An 18,686-nucleotide genomic window follows, 5' to 3' on the forward strand; every position below is an offset into this window, starting at 1 on the left:
ATCATGCTGCGACATCTCTCCCTGCCCCTGCTGATCGCCCTGGCGCTGCTGCCTGCAGCACCGGTGCTGGCGCAGACCCATGCGCCCGCGCCGCCCGCTCCCGGTGCTCCACTGCCTGCCTGGGATCAGCTCAGCCCCGCCCAGCGCGAGGCGGTGCTGGCCCCGCTGCGCGATCGCTGGAACGGCGCCGATGCCGGTCAGCGCCAGCGCATGCTGGCCCATGGCCAGCGCTGGCAGTCCATGAGCCCGGAAGAGCGCGACAAGGCCCGCCGTGGCCTGCGCCGGTTCGAGCACATGAGCCCGGAACAGCGTGAACAGGCACGCGCACTGTTCGGGCAGATGCGCCAGCTGCCCCCTGCCCAGCGCGACGCCCTGCGCGATCGCTGGTCCCGGATGACGCCGGAGGAGCGTCGCGACTGGGTGCGGGACAACCCGCCACCGGCAAAGCCGCGGTAGGCCTTCGGGATGCAGGGTCAGATCCCTTTGCCAGAGGCAAAGGGATCTGACCCCATGTCATTCACGCCTGCCAGCGCGTCTTTGCCAGCAGTTCGTCTTCCCAGTCGAAGCTCAGCTGACCTTCGCGTACGAACAGGGCAACGAAGTTGAGCAGGTTGCGCGCATACATCTCGCTGGCCTGGGTCGCACCCCGGCTGGCCAGGCCCAGTGGTCCATCGATGGTCACGCCCTGGTGTTCGATGCACTGCCCCGGCTGGGTCAGCGCGCAGTTGCCGCCGCTCTCGGCCGCCAGATCGACGATCACACTGCCCGCCGCCATGCCTTCCACCATCGCCGCAGTGACGATGGTCGGTGCCGGACGGCCCGGCACGGCTGCGGTACAGATCACTACATCGACGCTGCGCAGATGGTCGGCCAGCCGCCGCTGCTGCTCGGCCCGTTCTTCCTCGGTCAGCGCCCGCGCGTAGCCGCCCTCGCCGGCCGCGCTGACGCCCAGGTCGAGGAAGCGTGCGCCCAGCGACTGGATCTGCTCGCGCGTTTCCGGCCGCACATCGAATCCTTCCACCTGGGCGCCGAGGCGGCGCGCAGTAGCGATCGCCTGCAATCCTGCAACGCCGGCGCCGATCACCAGCACCTTGGCCGGACGCACGGTACCGGCCGCGGTGGTCAGCATCGGGAAGAAGCGCGGTGCACGCTCGGCTGCGATGAGCGCAGCCTTGTAGCCCGCCATGCCGGCCTGCGAACTGAGCACATCCATCGCCTGCGCACGGGTGGTGCGCGGCAACAGCTGCAGCGGGAACAGCAGCAGGCGGTCCTCGCTGGCCAGCGCCGCCAGTGTCGGATCGCTGGCCGGCGTCAGCAGGCCGACCACGGCTGCGCCCGGCTTGAGCCGGGCCAGCACCTGCGCCGGCGGTGCCTGCACGCACAGAAGGATGTCGATCTCGCCCCAGCGACCGTCATCGAATGCACGTGCGCCCGCGTCCTGATAGGCGGCATCGGGAAAACCGGCGGCCTCGCCCGCACCGGTTTCGTACCAGACGGTGACGCCCAGTGCGGCGAGCTTGCGCGCGGTCTCCGGCGTCAACGCTACGCGCCGTTCGCCCGGCGCGGTCTCCTTGATCCCCAGCAACGCCACGGCCATGCAGGTCCCCGCTGATCGGTGAGTTTTCCCGATCCTAGCAGGCGGCTCCCGCTCAGTGCAGGGTGGCGTTGCCCGGGTCGAGGCGGTCGATCACGCCCTGCATGGCGCTGTCGAAGGCGCCATCGTCGACATGCGCACGCAGGCGGCCCAGCCGCACCATCACCGCCAGTTCCTCCGGCGAAGCCACGCAGAAGCGCACGCCACGCCGGTTGACGAACAGCAGCCGGGAAGAAATCGGGCTCACCCAGGACAGCTTGCCGGCCTGCACCTTGCCGTCCTTGTCGACGAAGTCCAGCCAACTGCCGATCTCCATCCGGCGGAAGCGATCGGCATCGGCATTGTCGAAATCGTCGGTATCCACCTGGCTGCCCAGTTCGACCGTCGGCGAGTCCGCAACCGGCGGCATGGGCAGGACAACCTGCGGCAGCTCCGGCAGCGCACGTTCCAGCTCCGGCCGTGACTCGGCGATGCCCTGCAGGGTGTCATGCAGTGCATCGATGGCCGAGGTTGCCGCATCGCCGTGTACGCCGACACTGGCGAACACCTTGGCCAGCACCGGCTGCCAGGCTTGCAGCCAGGGCTTGCCGATGATCTGCCGGCGCGCTTCGGCCACTTCCTCCAGCAGGCCATCGCCCAGAGCCAGGGCTTCGGCGACCGATGCACCGTCTTCGCCCTCGCGCAGCAGCGCCAGGGTCAGGTGGTGCTGCCACGGCTGGCGCAGGAACTCGGCGATGGCCGGTGGCAGGGTGGCATCGCCTATGCGGCGATCCAGCTCGGTGGCCGCGCGCGTGCGGGCCATTTCCAGCTTTTCCTGGCCGCGCTGCGTTTCCGCTGCGCGCCGCTCGGCAATCTCGACGCGGCGACGGTGCTGCACCAGGAAGTCGCGGAACTCCTCTTCCAGGGTGAGGAAGATGGCCAGGTTCTCGTTGAACTCGGCGACCAGGCGCTCGATGATCTCCTCCACCTTGGCCATCAGCATGCGCTCGGCCTGGCTCTCGCCGGTGTTGCCTTCGCAGGCCTCGGCCAACGAATTGAGCAGCTTGCGCGCCGGATGGGTCTTCTGCACGAACATGCGGCGGTCGAGCATGGCGACCTTGACGAAGGGCACCACCAGGCGGCCGATCAGTTCGCGCGAGCGACCCTCCAGTTCGCGTTCATCCAGCATGACGTCGAACAGCATGCCGACCAGGTCGATCGCGTCCTCGTCCTGCGGATCCAGGCGGGTCTGGCCCGGGTCGACGCCCAGCCGGGTGGCGCTGGACAACACCTCGCTCTTAAGGCGCTGCGCGAGCGACTCACCATCCTCACCGATCGCCGCACGCAGCGTGGCGCTGGGGGTCGCCTGCAGCAGCGACAGCACCGACATCATCTCGCGCTGGCTCAACGGGCGCTGCTGGCCCACGGCCACCTGCGCGGCCGATGTTGCGTCCTCACGCACGTGGCGCGTCTGCTGCAGCAGTTCCTGCAGCGCTTCCAGCAACATCCCCTGCTGGCCATAGGCCTCGCTGCCGGCGGCGCCGGGACCGTCCCCACCGGCCTGCTGAAGGTGGCCTCGGCGCTCGGACCAGCGCGCGGCGAAGCGCTGCGCCCACGCCGGTGCGGCCTGCTCGTCATCGCTGAAATCGCTGTCGAACCCCGGCACCGGGCGCTGTTCGACCAGATCGTCCAGCCCCTGCGGTGAACGCGGGCCCGGGGCCGCCGGGGTGCGGCGCACCGCGCCCATCTGCGACATCACGCCGGCCGCCGCGAGCTGCTCGTCCAGCTTGTCGTAGATGCGGCCGACCGGCGCGCGCAGGTCGCGCTCGCACAGCTTGATCAGCACCAGGTGGACTTCCGGCGCCAGTTCGCAGCCGGCGAAGGCCTCGTGGATGGCCACGCCCAGATGTTCCGGGCTGATCGGGTTCAGGTCGGCATCCAGCGGCACATCGCCGGCCAGCCAGCCCAGGCGGCGGTCCAGCCGCGCCAGAACCGGCTTGAAATCACGCAGCAGCACCGTGGCGAAGTTGCGCACCGCCAGCCGCGATTCGAGCACGTGCTCGGCCAGCAGGCTCAGGCCATCCTCGGCCGGGCCGGACAGGGTCGCATCCGCCGACAGTGGCTCTCCGGCAACCAGAGCCGCCCAGGCGCGTTGCAGATGGCCGGCAAAGGCCGCCGCTATCTCCTCGCGCCGCCGGCGCAGCTCGCGCATCGCATCAAGGAACAGCAGCTGCGAGGCGCCGGCATTGCCGGCACGGTCGAACAGGGCGTCGTCGAAGCGCGCCAGTGCCGCCCCGAAGGCCTGGCACAGCGCGGGCAGGACGGCGTCACGGGCAAGCTGGAACTGGGCCGGGTCACGACCCGACGTTCCCAACGGTGTGGGCGCGCTCATCATTCGGGAAGGCTCCCCACCTTCTCTGGTGCGACAGACAACATGGACATCGCGACGACCGGCACACCCCATGTACCGATACGTCGATGGTAGGCCGGCCCGCCCCTCACGGACAGTGAAACAGTCCTCACTTCAAACCTCGTGACCCACGGCCCGGCAAGAGGGATATCGTAAGCCGTGCAAGGCCCGCGAGGCGAGAGGAAGCCGGCGTCCGATTGCCGCCAGTGGCATGATGTTCATCACAGTTTGATAGTGAGGGGACAGACGCCGCAGCCACGGCGTCATCGACCACCGCGACTATAATCAAATGCCCGTGATGACCGGTTCAGACGCCATGCCCGACCCCGCCGCCCTGCTTGCCCTCGATGCCCGCCGCTCGGTGCCCTCGCGGCAGCTGGGCGAGCCCGGGCCGGACCCGCAGACCCTGCTGCGCATGCTCTCCTCGGCGGTGCGGGTGCCCGACCACGGCAAGCGGGTGCCGTTCCGGTTCCTGAAGATTGCCGGCGATGCGCGTCACACTCTGGGCGCGTTCCTGGCCGAGCGCAGCCGCCAGCGCGATCCCACTGCCGGCGAGGCCGTGTTCGAGAAGGATCGCCAGCGTTTCAGCCATGCGCCGCTGGTGATCGTGGTGGTGGCCAGCCCCCGCCCCGACCCGAAGGTGCCCGAGCAGGAGCAGCTGATGACCGCTGGATGCGTCTGCTTTGCCCTGCTGCAGGCCGCACAGGCGCTGGGCTTCGGCGCCCAGTGGCTGACGGCGTGGATGGCGTTCGACCCGGCCGTACACGCCCATCTGGGGCTGGCCGACGGCGAGCGCATCGCCGGTTTCATCCATATCGGCACCGCCCGCGCCGACGTGCCCGAGCGCGAGCGTCCGGATCCAGCCGCCCTGCTGCGCGACTGGACGCCACCGGCATGACCTTGCCGGCACCGGCGCCGGCGCTGTACCTGGTCGACGCCAGCATCTACGTGTTCCGTGCTTGGCACTCGCTGCCCGACCAGTTCCAGGATGCGCAGGGCTTGCCGACCAATGCCGTGCACGGCTTCGCGCGCTTCCTGCTGGACCTGCTCGAACGCGAGCGTCCGCAGCACATCGCCATCGCCTTTGACGAGGCGCTGGACAGCGGCTTCCGCCATCGCCTGTATCCGGCGTACAAGGCCAACCGCGATCCGGCTCCGGAGGCGCTGAAGCGCCAGTTCGTGCATTGCAAGGCACTGTGCGCGGCGCTCGGTCTGGCCGTGCTTGCCCATCACGACTACGAGGCCGACGACCTGATCGGCAGCGCCCTGCATGTGCACCGCGGCAGCCACCGCGGTGTCATCATTTCCGCCGACAAGGACCTGTCGCAGCTGCTGCTGGACCACGACGAGCAGTGGGACTATGCGCGCAACCAGCGCTGGAGCGTGGCCGGGGTGAAAGCGCGGCATGGCGTGCATGCGCACCAGATCGCCGACTACCTGGCACTGTGCGGCGATGCGGTGGACAACATCCCCGGCATCAGCGGCGTCGGCAGCAAGTCCGCGGCGGTCCTGCTGGCCCACTTCGGCAGCCTGGATGTGCTGTACGAGCGCCTGGACGAAGTGCCCTTCCTGCGCCTGCGCGGCGCAGCGCAGATGGCAGTGCGCCTGCGCGAGCAGCGCGAGCATGCCCTGCTCTGGCGACAGCTGACCACCATCGCGCTGGACGCGCCGCTGGAAGGCTGCCAGCCCGGCCTGCTGCGGCAGACGGCCGACCCGGAGCTGCTCGGCGGCCTGTGCCAGACCCTGCGCTTCGGCCCGATGACCCGCCGCCGGCTGTTCAACGCCGCCGGCATGGCCGACCCGCTTCCCACTCCCTCCTTTTCCAATTCCGGCGAGCCCGCATGAGCCAGCGCAATACCGAAGCCCCGCGTGTCGTCTATGAAGGCAAGTACCAGCGCATGCTGGTACGCGGCACCTGGGAATACAGCGAACGCACCCACGCCGGTGGCCTGGCGGCGATCATCATCGCCGTCACCCCCGAGGACAAGGTGCTGTTCGTCGAGCAGTTCCGCGTGCCCCTGCAGGCATCGACCATCGAGATGCCGGCCGGGCTGGTCGGTGACATCCATGCCGGCGAGTCGATCGAAGTCTCGGCGGTACGCGAACTGGAAGAAGAGACCGGCTGGACCGCCGAGCACGCCGAAGTGCTGATGATCGGCCCGACCTCCTCAGGCGCCAGCAGCGAGAAGATCGCCTTCGTGCGCGCCACCGGCCTGCGCCGGATCGGCGAAGGCGGCGGCGATGACAGCGAGGACATCACGGTGCACGAGGTCCCGCTCAAGCAGGCTGCCGCGTGGCTGGTGCAGAAGATGGGCGAAGGCTACGAGCTCGATGCCAAGCTCTGGGCCGGGCTGTGGATGATCGAACATCACCTGGACGGGCGTCCGCGTGGCTGACGCCGACCTGCACACCTTGCCGGCATTGCTGGGCGCTGACGACCCGGCGATCTACACCATCCACCGGCCGCAGGGCGCTTCGCCGTACCTGCTGCTGGCCGATCACGCCGGGCAGCAGGTACCGCGCGCACTGGCCGGCCTCGGCCTGCCGCAGCGCGAACTTGACCGCCATATCGGCTGGGACATCGGCATCGCCGGCACCACGCGTGCATTGGCCGAACGGCTGGATGCCTGGGCCATCGAGCAGACCTATTCGCGCCTGCTGATCGACTGCAACCGTCCGCTGGCATCGCCGACCCTGATTCCGGAAGCAAGCGATCACACCGTGGTACCGGGCAACGCCGGCCTGTCGGCCGCACAACGGCAGCAGCGCATCGACGCGATCCACGCGCCCTATCACGCCCGCATCGAAGCGGAACTGGATGCGCGCCGCGAAGCCGGCCGCCCGACCCTGCTGGTGATGATGCACAGCTTCACTCCCTCCATGAACGGCACGCTGCGGCCATGGCATGCCGGCGTGCTCTACCACCAGGACACGCGCTTTGCCCACGCCCTGCTGCAGGCACTGCGCGAGGAAGGCGATCTGGTGGTCGGTGACAACGAACCGTATTCGGTAAGCAGTACCAGCGACTACGCGGTACCGGTGCACGGCGAAGGGCGCGGCCTGGTGCACGTGGAACTGGAGATCCGTCAGGACCTGATCGCCGACGCGGCCGGGCAGCAGGCGTGGGCCGAGCGGCTGGCGCGGATCTTCAGCGCGTTGCAGCCACGGCTGCTGGCATCGGTGTAACGCCATCCGGGCCCGGTAGCGCCGGGCCATGCCCGGCGGCACTGGAGGATTCACCGTCGCGTTGCGCCTCGCCGGGGATGGCCCGGCGCTACCGGGTCGTCCTGCAGGTCGATCATGCGTCGTTGGCCAGGCAGGCGGGGACCGCCGGGGCGACCGGCGCCGGGCGCAGGGCCAGCGCGATGACCACGCCGAGCAGTGCAAACACTGCGGCGCCGTACTCCGCACGCACCAGCCCGGCCAGCGCATCCGGAGAGCCGGCAGCTGCCACGTCGGCGTTGGCCACCATCACCAGTACCGCCAGGCCCAGCGCACCGCCGATCTGCTGTGCGGTGGCCGCCATGCCCGACGCCACGCCCTGCTGCGCCGCCGGCACGCCCTGACCCGCCACGATCCACATCGCGGTCCAGGTCATGCCCTGGCCGATGCTCAACACCACCACGCCCGGCAGCAATGGCCAGAAATTCGAGGCATGCGGCAGTGCCGCCGCCACCCAGGCGATGCCGACGGCACCGGCCAGGTTGCCGATCACCAGCACCCTGCGCGCGCTCCAGCGCTGCAGCGTCCACTCGGCAAGCTGGATGCCCACGGTGCACACCGCCGTGGCCGGCAGGAATGCCAGGCCGGCCTGCAGCGGACTCCAGCCGTAGCCGTCCTGGAAGTACAGCGCCATGAAGTAGTACTGCACACCGTAGCTGCTCATGAACGCGAAGGTCAGGCCGAGGGCGGCACGAAGGCCCGGCAGGCGCAGCAGCGCGAACTGCATCAGTGGATCGCGGCTGCGCAGCTCGATCTGCACGAACGCGAACAGGATCAGTATCGACAGCACCAGGCAGCCCAGCGTGACGGGCGCCGCCCACCCCCATTCGGGGCCCTGTACCAGCGTGGTCACCAGCAGGCTGCCACCCAGGGTCACGGTGATGCAGCCGGCCAGATCGAACGAACGGCCCTGCGGGCGCGAAGCATCGGGCGGCAGCCACGCACCGGCGGCAAGCGCGCACGCGGTGGCCAGCGGCACGATCACCGCCAGCACCGCCGGCCAGCCGAAGGCCTGGGTGAGTACGCCACCGAGCAGCGTACCCAAGGCAAGACCCACTGCACTGGCCATGCTCCAGATCGCCAGCGCGCGGTTGCGGGCCGGGCCTTCTTCATACAGCGTGTTGATCAGGGCCAGCGTTGCCGGGAACAGCAGCGCGGCACCGATGCCCTGCGCTGCGCGCGCGATGATCAACAGGCCCGCATTCGGCGCCAGCGCGCCGAGCAGCGATGCCACCGCGAACAACAGCATGCCCAGGCGGTAGAAGCGGCGGCGGCCGATCAGGTCGGCGGCACGCCCGCCCAGCAGCAGGCTGCCGCCGAAAGCCACGGTGTAGGCACTGACCACCCATTGCAGCTGCTGCGCGTTGATCTGCAGCGCGCGGCCCATGTCATGCAGCGCGACAAAGATGATGGTGGCATCCAGGGCGATGATCAGCTGGGCGGTGGCCAGCAGGGTCAGTGCCCAGCGCGGGTATTTGAGGGGAGGCATCGGTGGTCTGGACTGAAGGGGGAGCGCAGTCTCATTGATGCAGCGGAATCAATAAACCCCTCACCCGCCATATCTGTCATGATTTTCTGCATGAGTGGATCATCGATGGACCTCAACGCGGTGCGCATGCTGGTGCAGGTGGCCGAAGCACGCAGCTTCACCGTCGCTGCCGGCCAGCTCGGCCTGAGCCAATCCGGGCTGTCGCGTGCGATCAGCCGGCTCGAGGTGGACCTGGGCGTGAAGCTGCTGCAGCGGAACACGCGCAACGTGGCATTGACCCCGGATGGGCGCCAGTTTGTGGAACAGGTCGCGCCACTGCTGTGCGGACTGGAGGACGCGGAACGGCAGCTTGCCGATCGCCCCTGCACGCCGTCGGGCACGCTGAAGATCAGTGCGCCGTCGATGTTCGGCCGCAAGGTGCTGGTGCCCCTGCTGGCGCCGCTGCTGGAGCGTCATTCACAACTGCAGGTCGAAGCCGTGCTCAGCGATCGCCTGGTCGACCTGGTCGAAGAGGGGTTCGACGCCGCGCTGCGGACTGGCACCATCGCCGACCAGCGCATCGTCGCCCGGCCCCTGCGACCGCTGCGCTGGGTGACCGTCGCCAGCCCGGACTACCTCGCCCGGCGCGGTGCACCGGGCGATGTGGCCGCACTGGCCGGGCATGCCTGCCTGGCCGTGCGCAACCTGCGCAGTGGCCGCCTGGTGGACTGGCAGTTCCTTCAGGACGGCCAGCTGCGCGAGTTCACGCCACCGACGCGGATGGTGTTCGACAGCGGCGACCCATTGGTGGAAGCCGCCATCGCCGGCATCGGCATCGTGCAGGTAATGGATTTCGCCGTGGCCGACGCCTTGGCCGACGGCCGTCTGCTGCGCGTGCTGCAACCGTATGAAGGCCGCAGCCGCGAACTCTCTTTGATCTACCCACCTTCGCGCCAGCACTCGCCGAAGCTGCAGGTGCTGGCCGACGCGCTGCTTGCAGGGGACTGGTAGCACCGGGCCATGCCCGGCGAATCAAACCGCGGCAACAGATCGCGATGCCGCCGGGCGTGGCCCGGCGCTACCGGCGGGTTACGCGAAGCTGTCCGTGGCGCGCACCAGCGCGTCGACATTCTCCGCTTCGAACGCGGAGTGGCCCGATGCCGGGGTGATTTCCAGCTTCGCCTTCGGCCACACCTTGGTCAGGTCCCAGGCATTGGCGAGCGGGCACACCACGTCGTAGCGGCCATGCACGATCACGCCCGGGATGTCGGCGATGCGGTGCGCGTCGCGCAGCAGCTGGTCTTCCACCTCGAAGAAGCCACCATTGACGAAGTAGTGGTTCTCGATACGGGCAAAGGCCAGCGCGAAATGCGGGTCTTCGTGGCTGTTGATGAAGTCGTCATCCACATGCAGGAAGCTGGTCGCACCCTCCCACACGGCCCAGGCCTTGGCTGCTTCCAGGCGGGTCGCCTCGTCTTCACTGGTCAGGCGACGGTGGAACGCCGAGATCAGGTCATGGCGTTCAACCACCGGAATGGGCTTCAGATAGTGCTCCCATGCATCGGGGAACAGGCGGTTGGCGCCTTCCTGGTAGAACCACTCCAGCTCCCAGCGGCGGAGCATGAAGATTCCGCGCAGAACCAGTTCGGTGACGCGCTGCGGATGGGTTTCGGCGTAGGCCAGCGCCAGGGTTGACCCCCAGCTACCACCGAACACCTGCCAGCGGTCGACGTTCAGATGCTCGCGCAGCCGCTCGATATCGGCCACCAGGTCCCAGGTGGTGTTGTCCACCAGATCCGCATGCGGCGTGGAACGGCCGGCACCGCGCTGGTCGAACAGGATGATGCGGTACTTCGCCGGGTCATGGAACTGGCGCATCTTGTCGCTGCAACCGCCGCCCGGACCGCCGTGCAGCATCACCACCGGCTTGCCATCCGGATTGCCGCACTGCTCGAAGTACAGCGTGTGGCGGTCGTCGACCTTCAGGGTGCCGACGTCATAGGGGGTGATGGCGGGGTACAGCGTACGCATGCTTGCAGCTCCAGGGTGATGCCCTGCCGGGGCAGGAGAACCCCCATTCTAGGCCGGTCGCCGGCCGAGGGTGACCCGATCACGCTGCTCAAGGTCCTGCTGGGTCTGCACGTCGGCGAAACCGGCCGCATCGAACAGCGTGCGGATCGCCGCGCCCTGGTCCCAGCCGTGCTCGATCAGCAGCCAGCCCGCCGGCTGCAGGTGTTCGGGCGCGCCTGCAACGATGCGGCGGATATCGTCCAGTCCGTCGATGCCGGACGCCAGCGCGCTGGCCGGCTCGAACCTCAGGTCGCCCTGCTGCAGATGCGGATCTTCGCTGGCGATGTAGGGCGGATTGCTGGCAATCAGTGCAAAGCGCGCGCCCTGCAGCGGTGCGTACCAGTCCTGTCCACCTTCAGCGAAACGCACGTTGCGCAGTTCATGGTGGGCGGCATTGCGCGCAGCCATGGCCAGTGCACCGGGGCTGGCATCGGTGGCCAGCACCTGTGCCAGCGGCCGCTCGCTGGCCAGGGCCAGGGCGATCGCACCACTGCCGGTGCCGAGGTCGACCACGGACAGCGGGCGGTCCGATGGCAGGCGTTCCAGCGCCAGCTCCACCAGCAGTTCGGTTTCCGGACGCGGGATGAGGGTCGCCGCATCGACCCGCAGATCAAGCGTCCAGAACCCGCGCCGGCCGGTCAGGTAGGCCACCGGCTCACCGGCGGCGCGACGCGCCAGCAGCGCCTCGAAGGCAGCCTGCGCCGTTGCCGGCAGCGGATCGGTCGCATGGGCGAACAGCCAGCTGCGTGGACGCTCCAGCACATGCAGCAGCAGCAGCTCGGCTTCGTGGCGGGCGTCGATGCCGCCCAGGCGGGCGCTGGCGTCGGCCACCACCTGGCGCAGGGAGGGTTGGGTTGGGGAAGACATTCCGCAATTGTAGAGCCGAGCCCATGCTCGGCTGCTTCTGGAACAGCCGAGCATGGGCTCGGCTCTACAGATCCGCGGTCGAGCGTGGGCTCGGCTCTACAAAAGCTGGAATCCGTTCAGGTTTCGCCCGAGGGCATAAGGAGGGGCTATCAGCCCTCTTCACGCGTCCCTGGCGATTTTCCTTGTCACACAGGCAGTTGCAGGATGAGGGACGCAAGGTTCAGTGCGGGCTCATGGCAATTTGATAGGCTGCATCTATCAAATAGATGCAATCAATTGATTGTTCTTATCGCAACTGAGCCGGTAACCTAGCTCCTGTCGATCCACCCACTCCCTTCACCCAGAGGAAAAATGATGTCCCTCATCAATACCCAGATCCAGCCGTTTGAAGCCAACGCCTACCACAACGGCGAGTTCATCAAGGTTTCCGATGCCAGCCTGAAGGGCCAGTGGTCCGTCCTGATCTTCATGCCGGCTGCATTCACCTTCAACTGCCCGACCGAGATCGAAGACGCCGCCGACCACTACGCCGAGTTCAAGAAGGCTGGCGCTGAGGTCTACATCGTCACCACCGACACGCACTTCTCGCACAAGGTGTGGCACGAAACCTCGCCGGCCGTCGGCAAGGCCCAGTTCCCGCTGGTCGGCGACCCGACCCACCAGCTGACCAACGCCTTCGGCGTGCACATTCCGGAAGAGGGCCTGGCCCTGCGCGGCACCTTCATCATCAATCCGGAAGGCGTGATCAAGACCCTGGAGATCCACTCCAACGAGATCGCCCGCGACGTCTCCGAGACCCTGCGCAAGCTGAAGGCCGCCCAGTTCACCGCCGCCAACCCGAACCAGGTGTGCCCGGCGAAGTGGAAGGAAGGCGAGAAGACCCTGACCCCGTCGCTGGACCTGGTCGGCAAGATCTAACGCAGCACCGGCACGCCGTGGCCCCATGCCACGGCAGGCCCATCTCCATGCCGGCGGCATCGCCGGCGTGGGGGTGAACCCAAGACAGCCATCGCCGGCCCGTCGCGGCCAGCCAGCCCCTTCCACGGTCGCTGTCTTGGGTTCACCCCTACCCCCTGCTGGTCCGCTACCTTCTACAGCGGTGCCACGCCCCCTGTTTGCCTGAAGCCAGGAGAAGACCCGATGTTGGACGCCAACCTGCAGTCGCAGCTGAAGACCTATCTGGAGCGCGTGACCCGCCCCATCCAGATCACCGCGCATGCCGACGACGGCGACAAGTCGCGGGAAATGCTGGAACTGCTGCAGACCCTGGAAAGCCTGTCCGACAGCATCTCGCTGCAGGTGCTGCGTGATGGCCAGGGCCGCGTGCCTTCGTTCGACCTGGGCACGCCCGGCCAGGACATCCACCTGACCTTCGCCGGCCTGCCGATGGGTCATGAATTCACCTCGCTGGTGCTGGCGCTGCTGCAGGTGGGCGGTCATCCGTCCAAGGCCACCGCCGAACTGATCGAGCAGGTGCAGAGCCTGGAAGGCGAGTACCGGTTCGAGACCTATTTCTCCCTGTCCTGCCAGAACTGCCCGGACGTGGTGCAGGCGCTGAACCTGGCCGCGGTGCTCAACCCGCGCATCCAGCACGTGGCCATCGACGGCGCGCTGTTCCAGGAGGAAGTGGAGAAACGCGAGATCATGTCGGTGCCGACCGTGTATCTCAACGGTGAAGTCTTCGACCAGGGCCGGATGACGCTCGAACAGATCGTGGCCAAGCTGGATACCAACGCCAGCAAGCGCGACGCAGAGAAGATCGCCGCCAAGCAGGCCTTCGACGTGCTGGTGGTGGGCGGCGGCCCGGCTGCCGCGGCCGCAGCGATCTACGCCGCGCGCAAGGGCATCCGCACCGGCATCGCCGCCGAGCGCTTCGGCGGCCAGGTACTGGACACCATGGCCATCGAGAACTTCATCTCGGTCAAGGAGACCGAAGGCCCGAAGCTCGCTACCGCGCTGGAGCAGCATGTGCGCGAGTACGACGTGGACATCATGGATCTGCAGCGCGCGACCGCGCTGGTGCCGGCCGGCGACGATGGGCTGGTACAGGTGCAGCTGGAAAACGGCGCGGTGCTGAAGTCACGTTCGGTGATCCTGTCCACCGGTGCGCGCTGGCGGCAGATGAATGTGCCGGGCGAAGAGCAGTACCGCAACAAGGGTGTGGCCTACTGCCCGCACTGCGATGGCCCGCTGTTCAAGGGCAAGCGCGTGGCGGTGATCGGTGGTGGCAACTCCGGCGTTGAAGCTGCCATCGATCTGGCCGGCATCGTGTCGCATGTAACCCTGCTGGAATTCGATTCCAGCCTGCGCGCCGATGAGGTGCTGCAGAAGAAGCTTCGCAGCCTCGGCAATGTCACCGTGCTGACCAGCGCCCAGACCACCGAAGTGCTGGGCGATGGCAGCCGGGTCACCGGGCTGGTCTACAAGGACCGCATCGGTGGCGACGCCCACCGCGTAGAGCTGGAAGGCATCTTCGTGCAGATCGGCCTGCTGCCCAACACCGAGTGGCTGAAGGACACCGTGGCGCTGTCGCCGCGCGGCGAGATCGTCATCGACGACCGTGGCCAGACCAGTGTGCCCGGCGTGTTCGCCGCAGGTGATTGCACGACGGTACCCTACAAGCAGATCATCATCGCCATGGGCGCCGGCTCGACCGCCGCACTGAGCGCGTTCGATCACCTGATCCGCTCGTCGGTGAGCAAGAGCAGCGGGGCCGTTGCCGAAGCTGCCTGATCCACTGCTCCCGGGTTGCCGGGAGCATTGTCAGCTGCGGGGTGACCACGCCGCCAGCCGGTCCGTTATCCCTGGGATGTGAGGATGAATCTACGCGATCTGAAGTACCTGGTAGCCCTGGCCGACCACAAGCATTTCGGTCGGGCTGCCGCGTCGTGCTTCGTCAGCCAGCCCACGTTGTCCACCCAGATCCGCAAGCTGGAAGAAGAGCTGGGCCTGCCGCTGGTCGAGCGGGCCCCCCGCAAGGTGATGCTGACCCCGGCCGGCCAGGAAGCCGCTGCACGGGCGCGGGTGATCGTGTCCGAGGTGGAGCAGCTGAAGGAAGCGGCACGGCGCAGCCGCGATCCGGAAGCCGGCACGGTGCGCCTGGGAATCTTCCCGACCCTGGGCCCGTACCTGTTGCCGCATGTGATCCCGCGCATCCGCGAACGTTTCCCGGAACTGGAACTGCTGCTGGTCGAAGAGAAGAGCGATGTGCTGCTGGAGCGCCTGCGCGAAGGCAAGCTCGATGCCGCGCTGCTGGCACTGCCGGTGATCGACGATCAGCTGCACGCCGAGTTCCTGTTCGAGGAGCCGTTCCTGTTGGCCGTCTCCGGTCGCCATCCGCTCGCCCAGCGCGCCCATCTGGATGTGCAGGAACTGGCCACGCAGAAGCTGCTGCTGCTGGAAGACGGCCATTGCCTGCGCGACCAGGCGCTGGAAGTGTGCCGGCTGTTCGGCGCCAACGAGAAATCCGAGTTCCGCGCCACCAGCCTGGAAACATTGCGGCAGATGGTCGCCGCCGATGTCGGCATCACATTGCTGCCAAGCCTGTCGGTGCAGCCCCCCGTCCCGCGCTCGAACAACATCCGCCTGCTCGATTTCATCGGTGAGGGCCGGCCCAGCCGCCGTATTGCGATGGTCTGGCGCCGCAGCTCGGCGATGAACGACTTCCTGATGGAGCTGGCCAGCCAGTTCAAGCGCCTGCCGCATGCGCTGTTCACGCTGGAAGCCGCCAATGGCACGGCCGCCGATCCGGCCAGCCTTTCCGGCCCGGCGCTGAACGGCTGACGGCCCCGCGTCCCCGCCCCCGAGCGGCGGGAGTCGATTCCGGTCGCATTTGTCCCCACAATACAGACAGGCGGCGCCAGCAGGCGCCGCCTTTTGCATGGTTTTCAACCAAGGAGTTTTACATGAACACCGCCAGCGGCCTGCCGCCGTCGATCACTGTCTCAACCTTCGACATGGACCGCCTGGAGGCCATGCTCGAAGCCCCTGCGCTGAGCCAGACGCCTGCCGCGCTCGCGCTTGCCGAAGAACTCAACCGGGCCACCGTGCTGGCGCCGGACCAGATTCCCGAAGGCATCGTCATGATGCATTCCCGCGTGGAGTGCGAAGATGGGGTCTCAGGCGAGAAGCACGTCCTGACCCTGGTCTTCCCCCGCGAAGCCAACGTCGATGAAGGCAAGGTTTCCGTGCTGGCCCCGGTCGGCAGTGCCCTGCTCGGCCTGTCGGTCGGCCAGAGCATCGACTGGACTGCACCCGGTGGTCGCAAGCTGCGCCTGCGCGTGACCGCAGTGCACAACGACCGTCCCTGATCTCCGCTGCGCACTGCGCGCGATCCGATTCCCCGTACCAGGAGCCGTAATGAGTACCTCGTCCAAACTGTCCCAGCTGCGCGAACTGTCCGTGGTCGTTGCCGATACCGGTGACTACGAGGCGATCAAGCGCCTGCAGCCGGTGGACTGCACCACCAACCCGACCCTGGTGAAGAAGGCACTGGACCTGCCGGTCTATGCCGATCTGATCGAGCGCGAACTGGCCTGGGGCCGTCAGCAGAGCGGCGACCGCGAGGCCGTGGTGCATGCGGTGGCCGATCGGCTGACCATCGGCGTCGGCGCGCTGCTCAGCACGCTGGTGCCGGGCCGCGTGTCCACCGAGGTGGATGCTGACCAGGCGTACGACACCGCCGCCACCGTGGCCAAGGCCCGCCAGTTCATCCAGATGTACGCCGATGCCGGCGTACCGCGCGAGAAGATCCTGATCAAGATCGCCGCGACCTGGGAAGGCGTGGAAGCGGCGCGGATCCTGCAGGCCGAGGGCATCGACTGCAACCTGACGCTGATCTTCAACCCGACCCAGGCGCTGGCCTGCAGCGAAGCGGGCGCGTTCCTGATCTCGCCGTTCGTCGGCCGCATCCTTGACTGGTACGTGGCCAACGGCCAGACCCCGGCCAACATCGATGAGGACCCGGGCGTGAAGTTCGTGCGCAGCGTGTATGCGGAGTTCAAGCGCCGTGGTTCGCCGACCGTGGTGATGGGCGCCTCGTTCCGTTCCACCGCACAGATCGAGGCGCTGGCCGGCTGCGACCGCCTGACCATTTCGCCGGATCTGCTGGAGAAGCTGGACGCCGATCACGGCGAGCTGCCGCGCAAGCTGGTGCCCGGTGAGGGTAACGGCGTGGCGGTGACCCCGATCGATGCGGCGACGTTTGCGGCGGATCTGGCTGCCGATCCGATGGCGACCGAGAAGCTGGCGACCGGTATCGAGGCGTTCGCCAAGGATCTGGAAGCGCTGCGCGAGCGGATCCGCGCGGCGCTGTAAGGGTTCCAGCCAACGGCTGAGCCCCTCGTGGCGGGGGCTCGGTCGCGAAAGGCATGAAGCAACCGCCGCGCTGGGTCGGGGGGGGGGGGGGGGGGGGGGGGGGGGCGGGGGCGGGGGCGCCGCCGGCGGGGGCGGGCCCCCCCCCCCCCCCCCCCCCCCCCCCCCCCCCCCCCCCCCCCCCCCCCCGCCCTCTGACAGTTTCCTGTGGCTGCCCGCCACGGAAGGAAGAAGGAAGAGCAACAGCGGGTCGCGCGCTTCGCTTGCTCGGAGCGGAGCATGGCTCCGCTCTACAAAAGACACCGCAGGATCAAACAAAAAGGACGCGGCGAAGGCCGCGTCCTTCTTGTTTTCCTTCAGTTCGTCAGTAACCCACGCTCTTGCCCACCGTCACCGGGAAACTGTCGGAGGTGGGGTGGTGTGGGTTGGCAGGACCGTTGGCGCCATGGATGGCGCCATCGAGCCCCCATGGATGGGTTCAGGGCGTGTCCTGCCGACCCACACCGCCCCGCCCTACTCACAGCAACCCAGAGCCGCTTTGGCTTTGGCTCTGGCTTTTGCTTCGGCAGTTGCTTTCCGCTTCTGCCCGCCGCAGGCGGACCACCGCGCGTCAGCGCGGCGCCTCCACATCCAGCCCGATCGGGCAGCTCACCCCGGTGCCGCCGATGCCGCAGTAACCGTTCGGGTTCTTCGCCAGGTACTGCTGGTGATAGTCCTCGGCGTAGTAGTACTCCGGCGCCGGGAACACGATCTCAGTGGTAATAGGGCCGTAGCCGGCCGCGTCCAGCTGCGCCTGGTACGTCTCGCGGCTGGCCAGCGCAGCGGCGTACTGCGTTTCGTCGGTGGCATGGATCGCCGAACGGTACTGGGTGCCGGTGTCGTTGCCCTGACGCATGCCCTGGGTCGGGTCGTGGCTTTCCCAGAACAGCTGCAGCAGCCGTTCCAGGCTCACCACCTTCGGATCGAACACCACCTGCACCACTTCGGTGTGGCCGGTGAGGCCGGAGCAGACTTCTTCATAGGTGGGATTCGGCGTGACGCCGCCGGCATAGCCGACCGACGTGCTGTACACGCCCGGCTCCGACCAGAATTTGCGCTCGGCTCCCCAGAAGCAGCCAAGCGCGAAACGGATCTGCTGCAGGCCGGCAAAGCGGTCCTTCAGCGGGTGACTGTTCACGAAGTGCTGGTTGCTGTGCAGCGGCAGTGGCTGATCACGCCCTGGCAGCGCCTCTTCCGGGCGCGGCAGGCGCTGCTTGAAGGCGCCGATGCCCAGGATGCCCTGTCCGATTCCCAACATGATGCGCTCCTACGCCGGAAGGCCGGCAATGTCGTCTGCATCGGAAATGGGGGCGTCGGCGGCGTGGCCCAAGTCCAGGCCGGCGACGATGCCTTCAGCCTCGGCCCGCGCGGCGTCGGGGATGCCGACCCTCAATACACCAAACAGCGGCAGTTCGCCCATGCCCCCCAGCAGCTGCTCGCCAAACACGAAGGCAGGAATGCCGGCATCTTCCAGCGCGTGCTTCACCAGGTGGGCGTCGAACAGATTGTCGGCCTTGTACACGATGTGCATGGGGCGGCTCCACGGGAGAGGCCTCCAGCATACGCCCGGGCGCTGAATGCCGCCGCTGCGCTCGCCGGGCATGGCCCGGCGCTACCCCCATTCGCCCGCGGCACATTCCCGCCGGTACCCCATCCCCCCGTAGACCCGGCGCACCCCCCGCACCCCAGACCCAGACCCCCGAACAATTTGGGATTTATAACCA

18 protein-coding genes are annotated in these 18,686 nt (G+C 67.8%); 11 read left to right on the plus strand and 7 right to left on the minus strand.

What is annotated here, in order from left to right; translation table 11 throughout:
- The first annotated feature begins 3 nt into the window (after positions 1-3).
- The gene (locus ACVOMM_RS09200) at positions 4-456 is read left to right on the plus strand and encodes a DUF3106 domain-containing protein (RefSeq protein WP_053519136.1); all 453 of its coding nucleotides are present in this window, start codon (positions 4-6) and stop codon (positions 454-456) included.
- Positions 457-517: 61 nt separating this feature from the next.
- On the opposite strand, the gene ACVOMM_RS09205 is transcribed toward ACVOMM_RS09200, so the two are convergent.
- Both ACVOMM_RS09205 and ACVOMM_RS09210 read right to left on the minus strand, forming a co-directional pair.
- The gene (locus ACVOMM_RS09205; protein WP_111186078.1) at positions 518-1,597 is read right to left on the minus strand and encodes an NAD(P) transhydrogenase subunit alpha; all 1,080 of its coding nucleotides are present in this window, start codon (positions 1,595-1,597) and stop codon (positions 518-520) included.
- Between the two features lie 52 nt (positions 1,598-1,649).
- Positions 1,650-3,968 carry a DUF1631 domain-containing protein gene (locus tag ACVOMM_RS09210; protein WP_053519132.1) on the minus strand — a complete coding sequence of 773 codons (2,319 nt, stop codon included), beginning with the start codon at positions 3,966-3,968 and terminating at the stop codon, positions 1,650-1,652.
- A gap of 331 nt (positions 3,969-4,299) precedes the next feature.
- Between ACVOMM_RS09210 and ACVOMM_RS09215 the strand changes: the two genes are divergently transcribed.
- From ACVOMM_RS09215 to ACVOMM_RS09230, 4 genes are read left to right on the plus strand one after another with little or no spacing between them, the layout of a single operon-like run.
- Positions 4,300-4,881, plus strand: a complete 582-nt coding sequence (locus ACVOMM_RS09215) for a nitroreductase family protein (RefSeq protein WP_065176012.1) — start codon at positions 4,300-4,302, stop codon at positions 4,879-4,881.
- Positions 4,878-5,828 carry a 5'-3' exonuclease gene (locus ACVOMM_RS09220; protein ID WP_481526146.1) on the plus strand — a complete coding sequence of 317 codons (951 nt, stop codon included), beginning with the start codon at positions 4,878-4,880 and terminating at the stop codon, positions 5,826-5,828. Before ACVOMM_RS09215 ends, ACVOMM_RS09220 begins: the two co-directional genes overlap by 4 nt.
- Positions 5,825-6,379, plus strand: a complete 555-nt coding sequence (locus ACVOMM_RS09225; protein ID WP_053519128.1) for an NUDIX hydrolase — start codon at positions 5,825-5,827, stop codon at positions 6,377-6,379. Before ACVOMM_RS09220 ends, ACVOMM_RS09225 begins: the two co-directional genes overlap by 4 nt.
- Positions 6,372-7,169, plus strand: a complete 798-nt coding sequence (locus ACVOMM_RS09230) for an N-formylglutamate amidohydrolase (protein ID WP_065182853.1) — start codon at positions 6,372-6,374, stop codon at positions 7,167-7,169. Before ACVOMM_RS09225 ends, ACVOMM_RS09230 begins: the two co-directional genes overlap by 8 nt.
- 112 nt (positions 7,170-7,281) lie before the next feature.
- Here ACVOMM_RS09230 and ACVOMM_RS09235 read toward each other — a convergent pair whose 3' ends face one another.
- Entirely contained in the window at positions 7,282-8,694 is a 1,413-nt protein-coding gene (locus tag ACVOMM_RS09235) for an MFS transporter (protein WP_053519124.1), read from the minus strand.
- A gap of 105 nt (positions 8,695-8,799) precedes the next feature.
- Here ACVOMM_RS09235 and ACVOMM_RS09240 point away from each other — a divergent pair, with 105 nt between their 5' ends.
- Positions 8,800-9,684, plus strand: a complete 885-nt coding sequence (locus ACVOMM_RS09240; protein ID WP_065182851.1) for a LysR family transcriptional regulator — start codon at positions 8,800-8,802, stop codon at positions 9,682-9,684.
- A gap of 78 nt (positions 9,685-9,762) precedes the next feature.
- On the opposite strand, the gene pip is transcribed toward ACVOMM_RS09240, so the two are convergent.
- Positions 9,763-10,704: a prolyl aminopeptidase gene (gene pip / locus ACVOMM_RS09245; RefSeq protein WP_065175985.1), complete on the minus strand. Its 942-nt coding sequence runs from the start codon at positions 10,702-10,704 to the stop codon at positions 9,763-9,765.
- A gap of 48 nt (positions 10,705-10,752) precedes the next feature.
- Positions 10,753-11,610 (minus strand): peptide chain release factor N(5)-glutamine methyltransferase, encoded by an 858-nt coding sequence (gene prmC / locus ACVOMM_RS09250; RefSeq protein WP_253119349.1) that lies wholly within the window; start codon positions 11,608-11,610, stop codon positions 10,753-10,755.
- A 354-nt stretch (positions 11,611-11,964) separates the two neighbouring features.
- On the opposite strand from prmC, the gene ahpC reads away from it, so the two are divergent.
- From ahpC to ACVOMM_RS09275, 5 genes are all read left to right on the plus strand, one after another.
- Positions 11,965-12,528, plus strand: coding sequence for an alkyl hydroperoxide reductase subunit C (ahpC, locus tag ACVOMM_RS09255; RefSeq protein WP_005408159.1), 564 nt, complete (start codon positions 11,965-11,967; stop codon positions 12,526-12,528).
- 222 nt (positions 12,529-12,750) lie between these two features.
- Entirely contained in the window at positions 12,751-14,343 is a 1,593-nt protein-coding gene (gene ahpF, locus ACVOMM_RS09260) for an alkyl hydroperoxide reductase subunit F (RefSeq protein WP_481526147.1), read from the plus strand.
- An 84-nt stretch (positions 14,344-14,427) separates the two neighbouring features.
- A complete protein-coding gene (locus ACVOMM_RS09265; RefSeq protein WP_065175982.1) occupies positions 14,428-15,393 on the plus strand; it encodes a LysR substrate-binding domain-containing protein in 966 nt (321 codons plus the stop codon).
- Between the two features lie 122 nt (positions 15,394-15,515).
- Complete coding sequence (rnk, locus tag ACVOMM_RS09270; RefSeq protein WP_053519113.1) at positions 15,516-15,920, plus strand: nucleoside diphosphate kinase regulator; 405 nt, start codon at positions 15,516-15,518, stop codon at positions 15,918-15,920.
- Positions 15,921-15,969: 49 nt separating this feature from the next.
- Positions 15,970-16,926 (plus strand): transaldolase, encoded by a 957-nt coding sequence (locus ACVOMM_RS09275; protein ID WP_065182848.1) that lies wholly within the window; start codon positions 15,970-15,972, stop codon positions 16,924-16,926.
- Between the two features lie 607 nt (positions 16,927-17,533).
- On the opposite strand, the gene msrA is transcribed toward ACVOMM_RS09275, so the two are convergent.
- Positions 17,534-18,199: a peptide-methionine (S)-S-oxide reductase MsrA gene (msrA, locus tag ACVOMM_RS09280; protein ID WP_197600906.1), complete on the minus strand. Its 666-nt coding sequence runs from the start codon at positions 18,197-18,199 to the stop codon at positions 17,534-17,536.
- Positions 18,200-18,229: 30 nt separating this feature from the next.
- Positions 18,230-18,493 carry a putative signal transducing protein gene (locus tag ACVOMM_RS09285; RefSeq protein WP_053519109.1) on the minus strand — a complete coding sequence of 88 codons (264 nt, stop codon included), beginning with the start codon at positions 18,491-18,493 and terminating at the stop codon, positions 18,230-18,232.
- Between the last annotated feature and the right edge of the window lie 193 nt (positions 18,494-18,686).

It is taken from the genome of Stenotrophomonas sp. STEN009 (assembly GCF_056760395.1).

What these genes read in the sequence shown, in the direction of transcription:
- prmC (WP_253119349.1), bottom strand. Translation starts at nt 11,610, where the DNA reads ATGTCTTCCCCAACCCAACCCTCCCTGCGCCAGGTGGTGGCCGACGCC.
- ACVOMM_RS09285 (WP_053519109.1), bottom strand. Translation starts at nt 18,493, where the DNA reads ATGCACATCGTGTACAAGGCCGACAATCTGTTCGACGCCCACCTGGTG.
- ACVOMM_RS09275 (WP_065182848.1), top strand. Translation starts at nt 15,970, where the DNA reads ATGAGTACCTCGTCCAAACTGTCCCAGCTGCGCGAACTGTCCGTGGTC.
- pip (WP_065175985.1), bottom strand. Translation starts at nt 10,704, where the DNA reads ATGCGTACGCTGTACCCCGCCATCACCCCCTATGACGTCGGCACCCTG.
- ACVOMM_RS09200 (WP_053519136.1), top strand. Translation starts at nt 4, where the DNA reads ATGCTGCGACATCTCTCCCTGCCCCTGCTGATCGCCCTGGCGCTGCTG.
- ahpF (WP_481526147.1), top strand. Translation starts at nt 12,751, where the DNA reads ATGTTGGACGCCAACCTGCAGTCGCAGCTGAAGACCTATCTGGAGCGC.
- rnk (WP_053519113.1), top strand. Translation starts at nt 15,516, where the DNA reads ATGAACACCGCCAGCGGCCTGCCGCCGTCGATCACTGTCTCAACCTTC.
- ACVOMM_RS09240 (WP_065182851.1), top strand. Translation starts at nt 8,800, where the DNA reads ATGGACCTCAACGCGGTGCGCATGCTGGTGCAGGTGGCCGAAGCACGC.
- ACVOMM_RS09210 (WP_053519132.1), bottom strand. Translation starts at nt 3,968, where the DNA reads ATGATGAGCGCGCCCACACCGTTGGGAACGTCGGGTCGTGACCCGGCC.
- ahpC (WP_005408159.1), top strand. Translation starts at nt 11,965, where the DNA reads ATGTCCCTCATCAATACCCAGATCCAGCCGTTTGAAGCCAACGCCTAC.
- ACVOMM_RS09215 (WP_065176012.1), top strand. Translation starts at nt 4,300, where the DNA reads ATGCCCGACCCCGCCGCCCTGCTTGCCCTCGATGCCCGCCGCTCGGTG.
- ACVOMM_RS09205 (WP_111186078.1), bottom strand. Translation starts at nt 1,597, where the DNA reads ATGGCCGTGGCGTTGCTGGGGATCAAGGAGACCGCGCCGGGCGAACGG.
- ACVOMM_RS09225 (WP_053519128.1), top strand. Translation starts at nt 5,825, where the DNA reads ATGAGCCAGCGCAATACCGAAGCCCCGCGTGTCGTCTATGAAGGCAAG.
- ACVOMM_RS09235 (WP_053519124.1), bottom strand. Translation starts at nt 8,694, where the DNA reads ATGCCTCCCCTCAAATACCCGCGCTGGGCACTGACCCTGCTGGCCACC.
- ACVOMM_RS09220 (WP_481526146.1), top strand. Translation starts at nt 4,878, where the DNA reads ATGACCTTGCCGGCACCGGCGCCGGCGCTGTACCTGGTCGACGCCAGC.
- ACVOMM_RS09265 (WP_065175982.1), top strand. Translation starts at nt 14,428, where the DNA reads ATGAATCTACGCGATCTGAAGTACCTGGTAGCCCTGGCCGACCACAAG.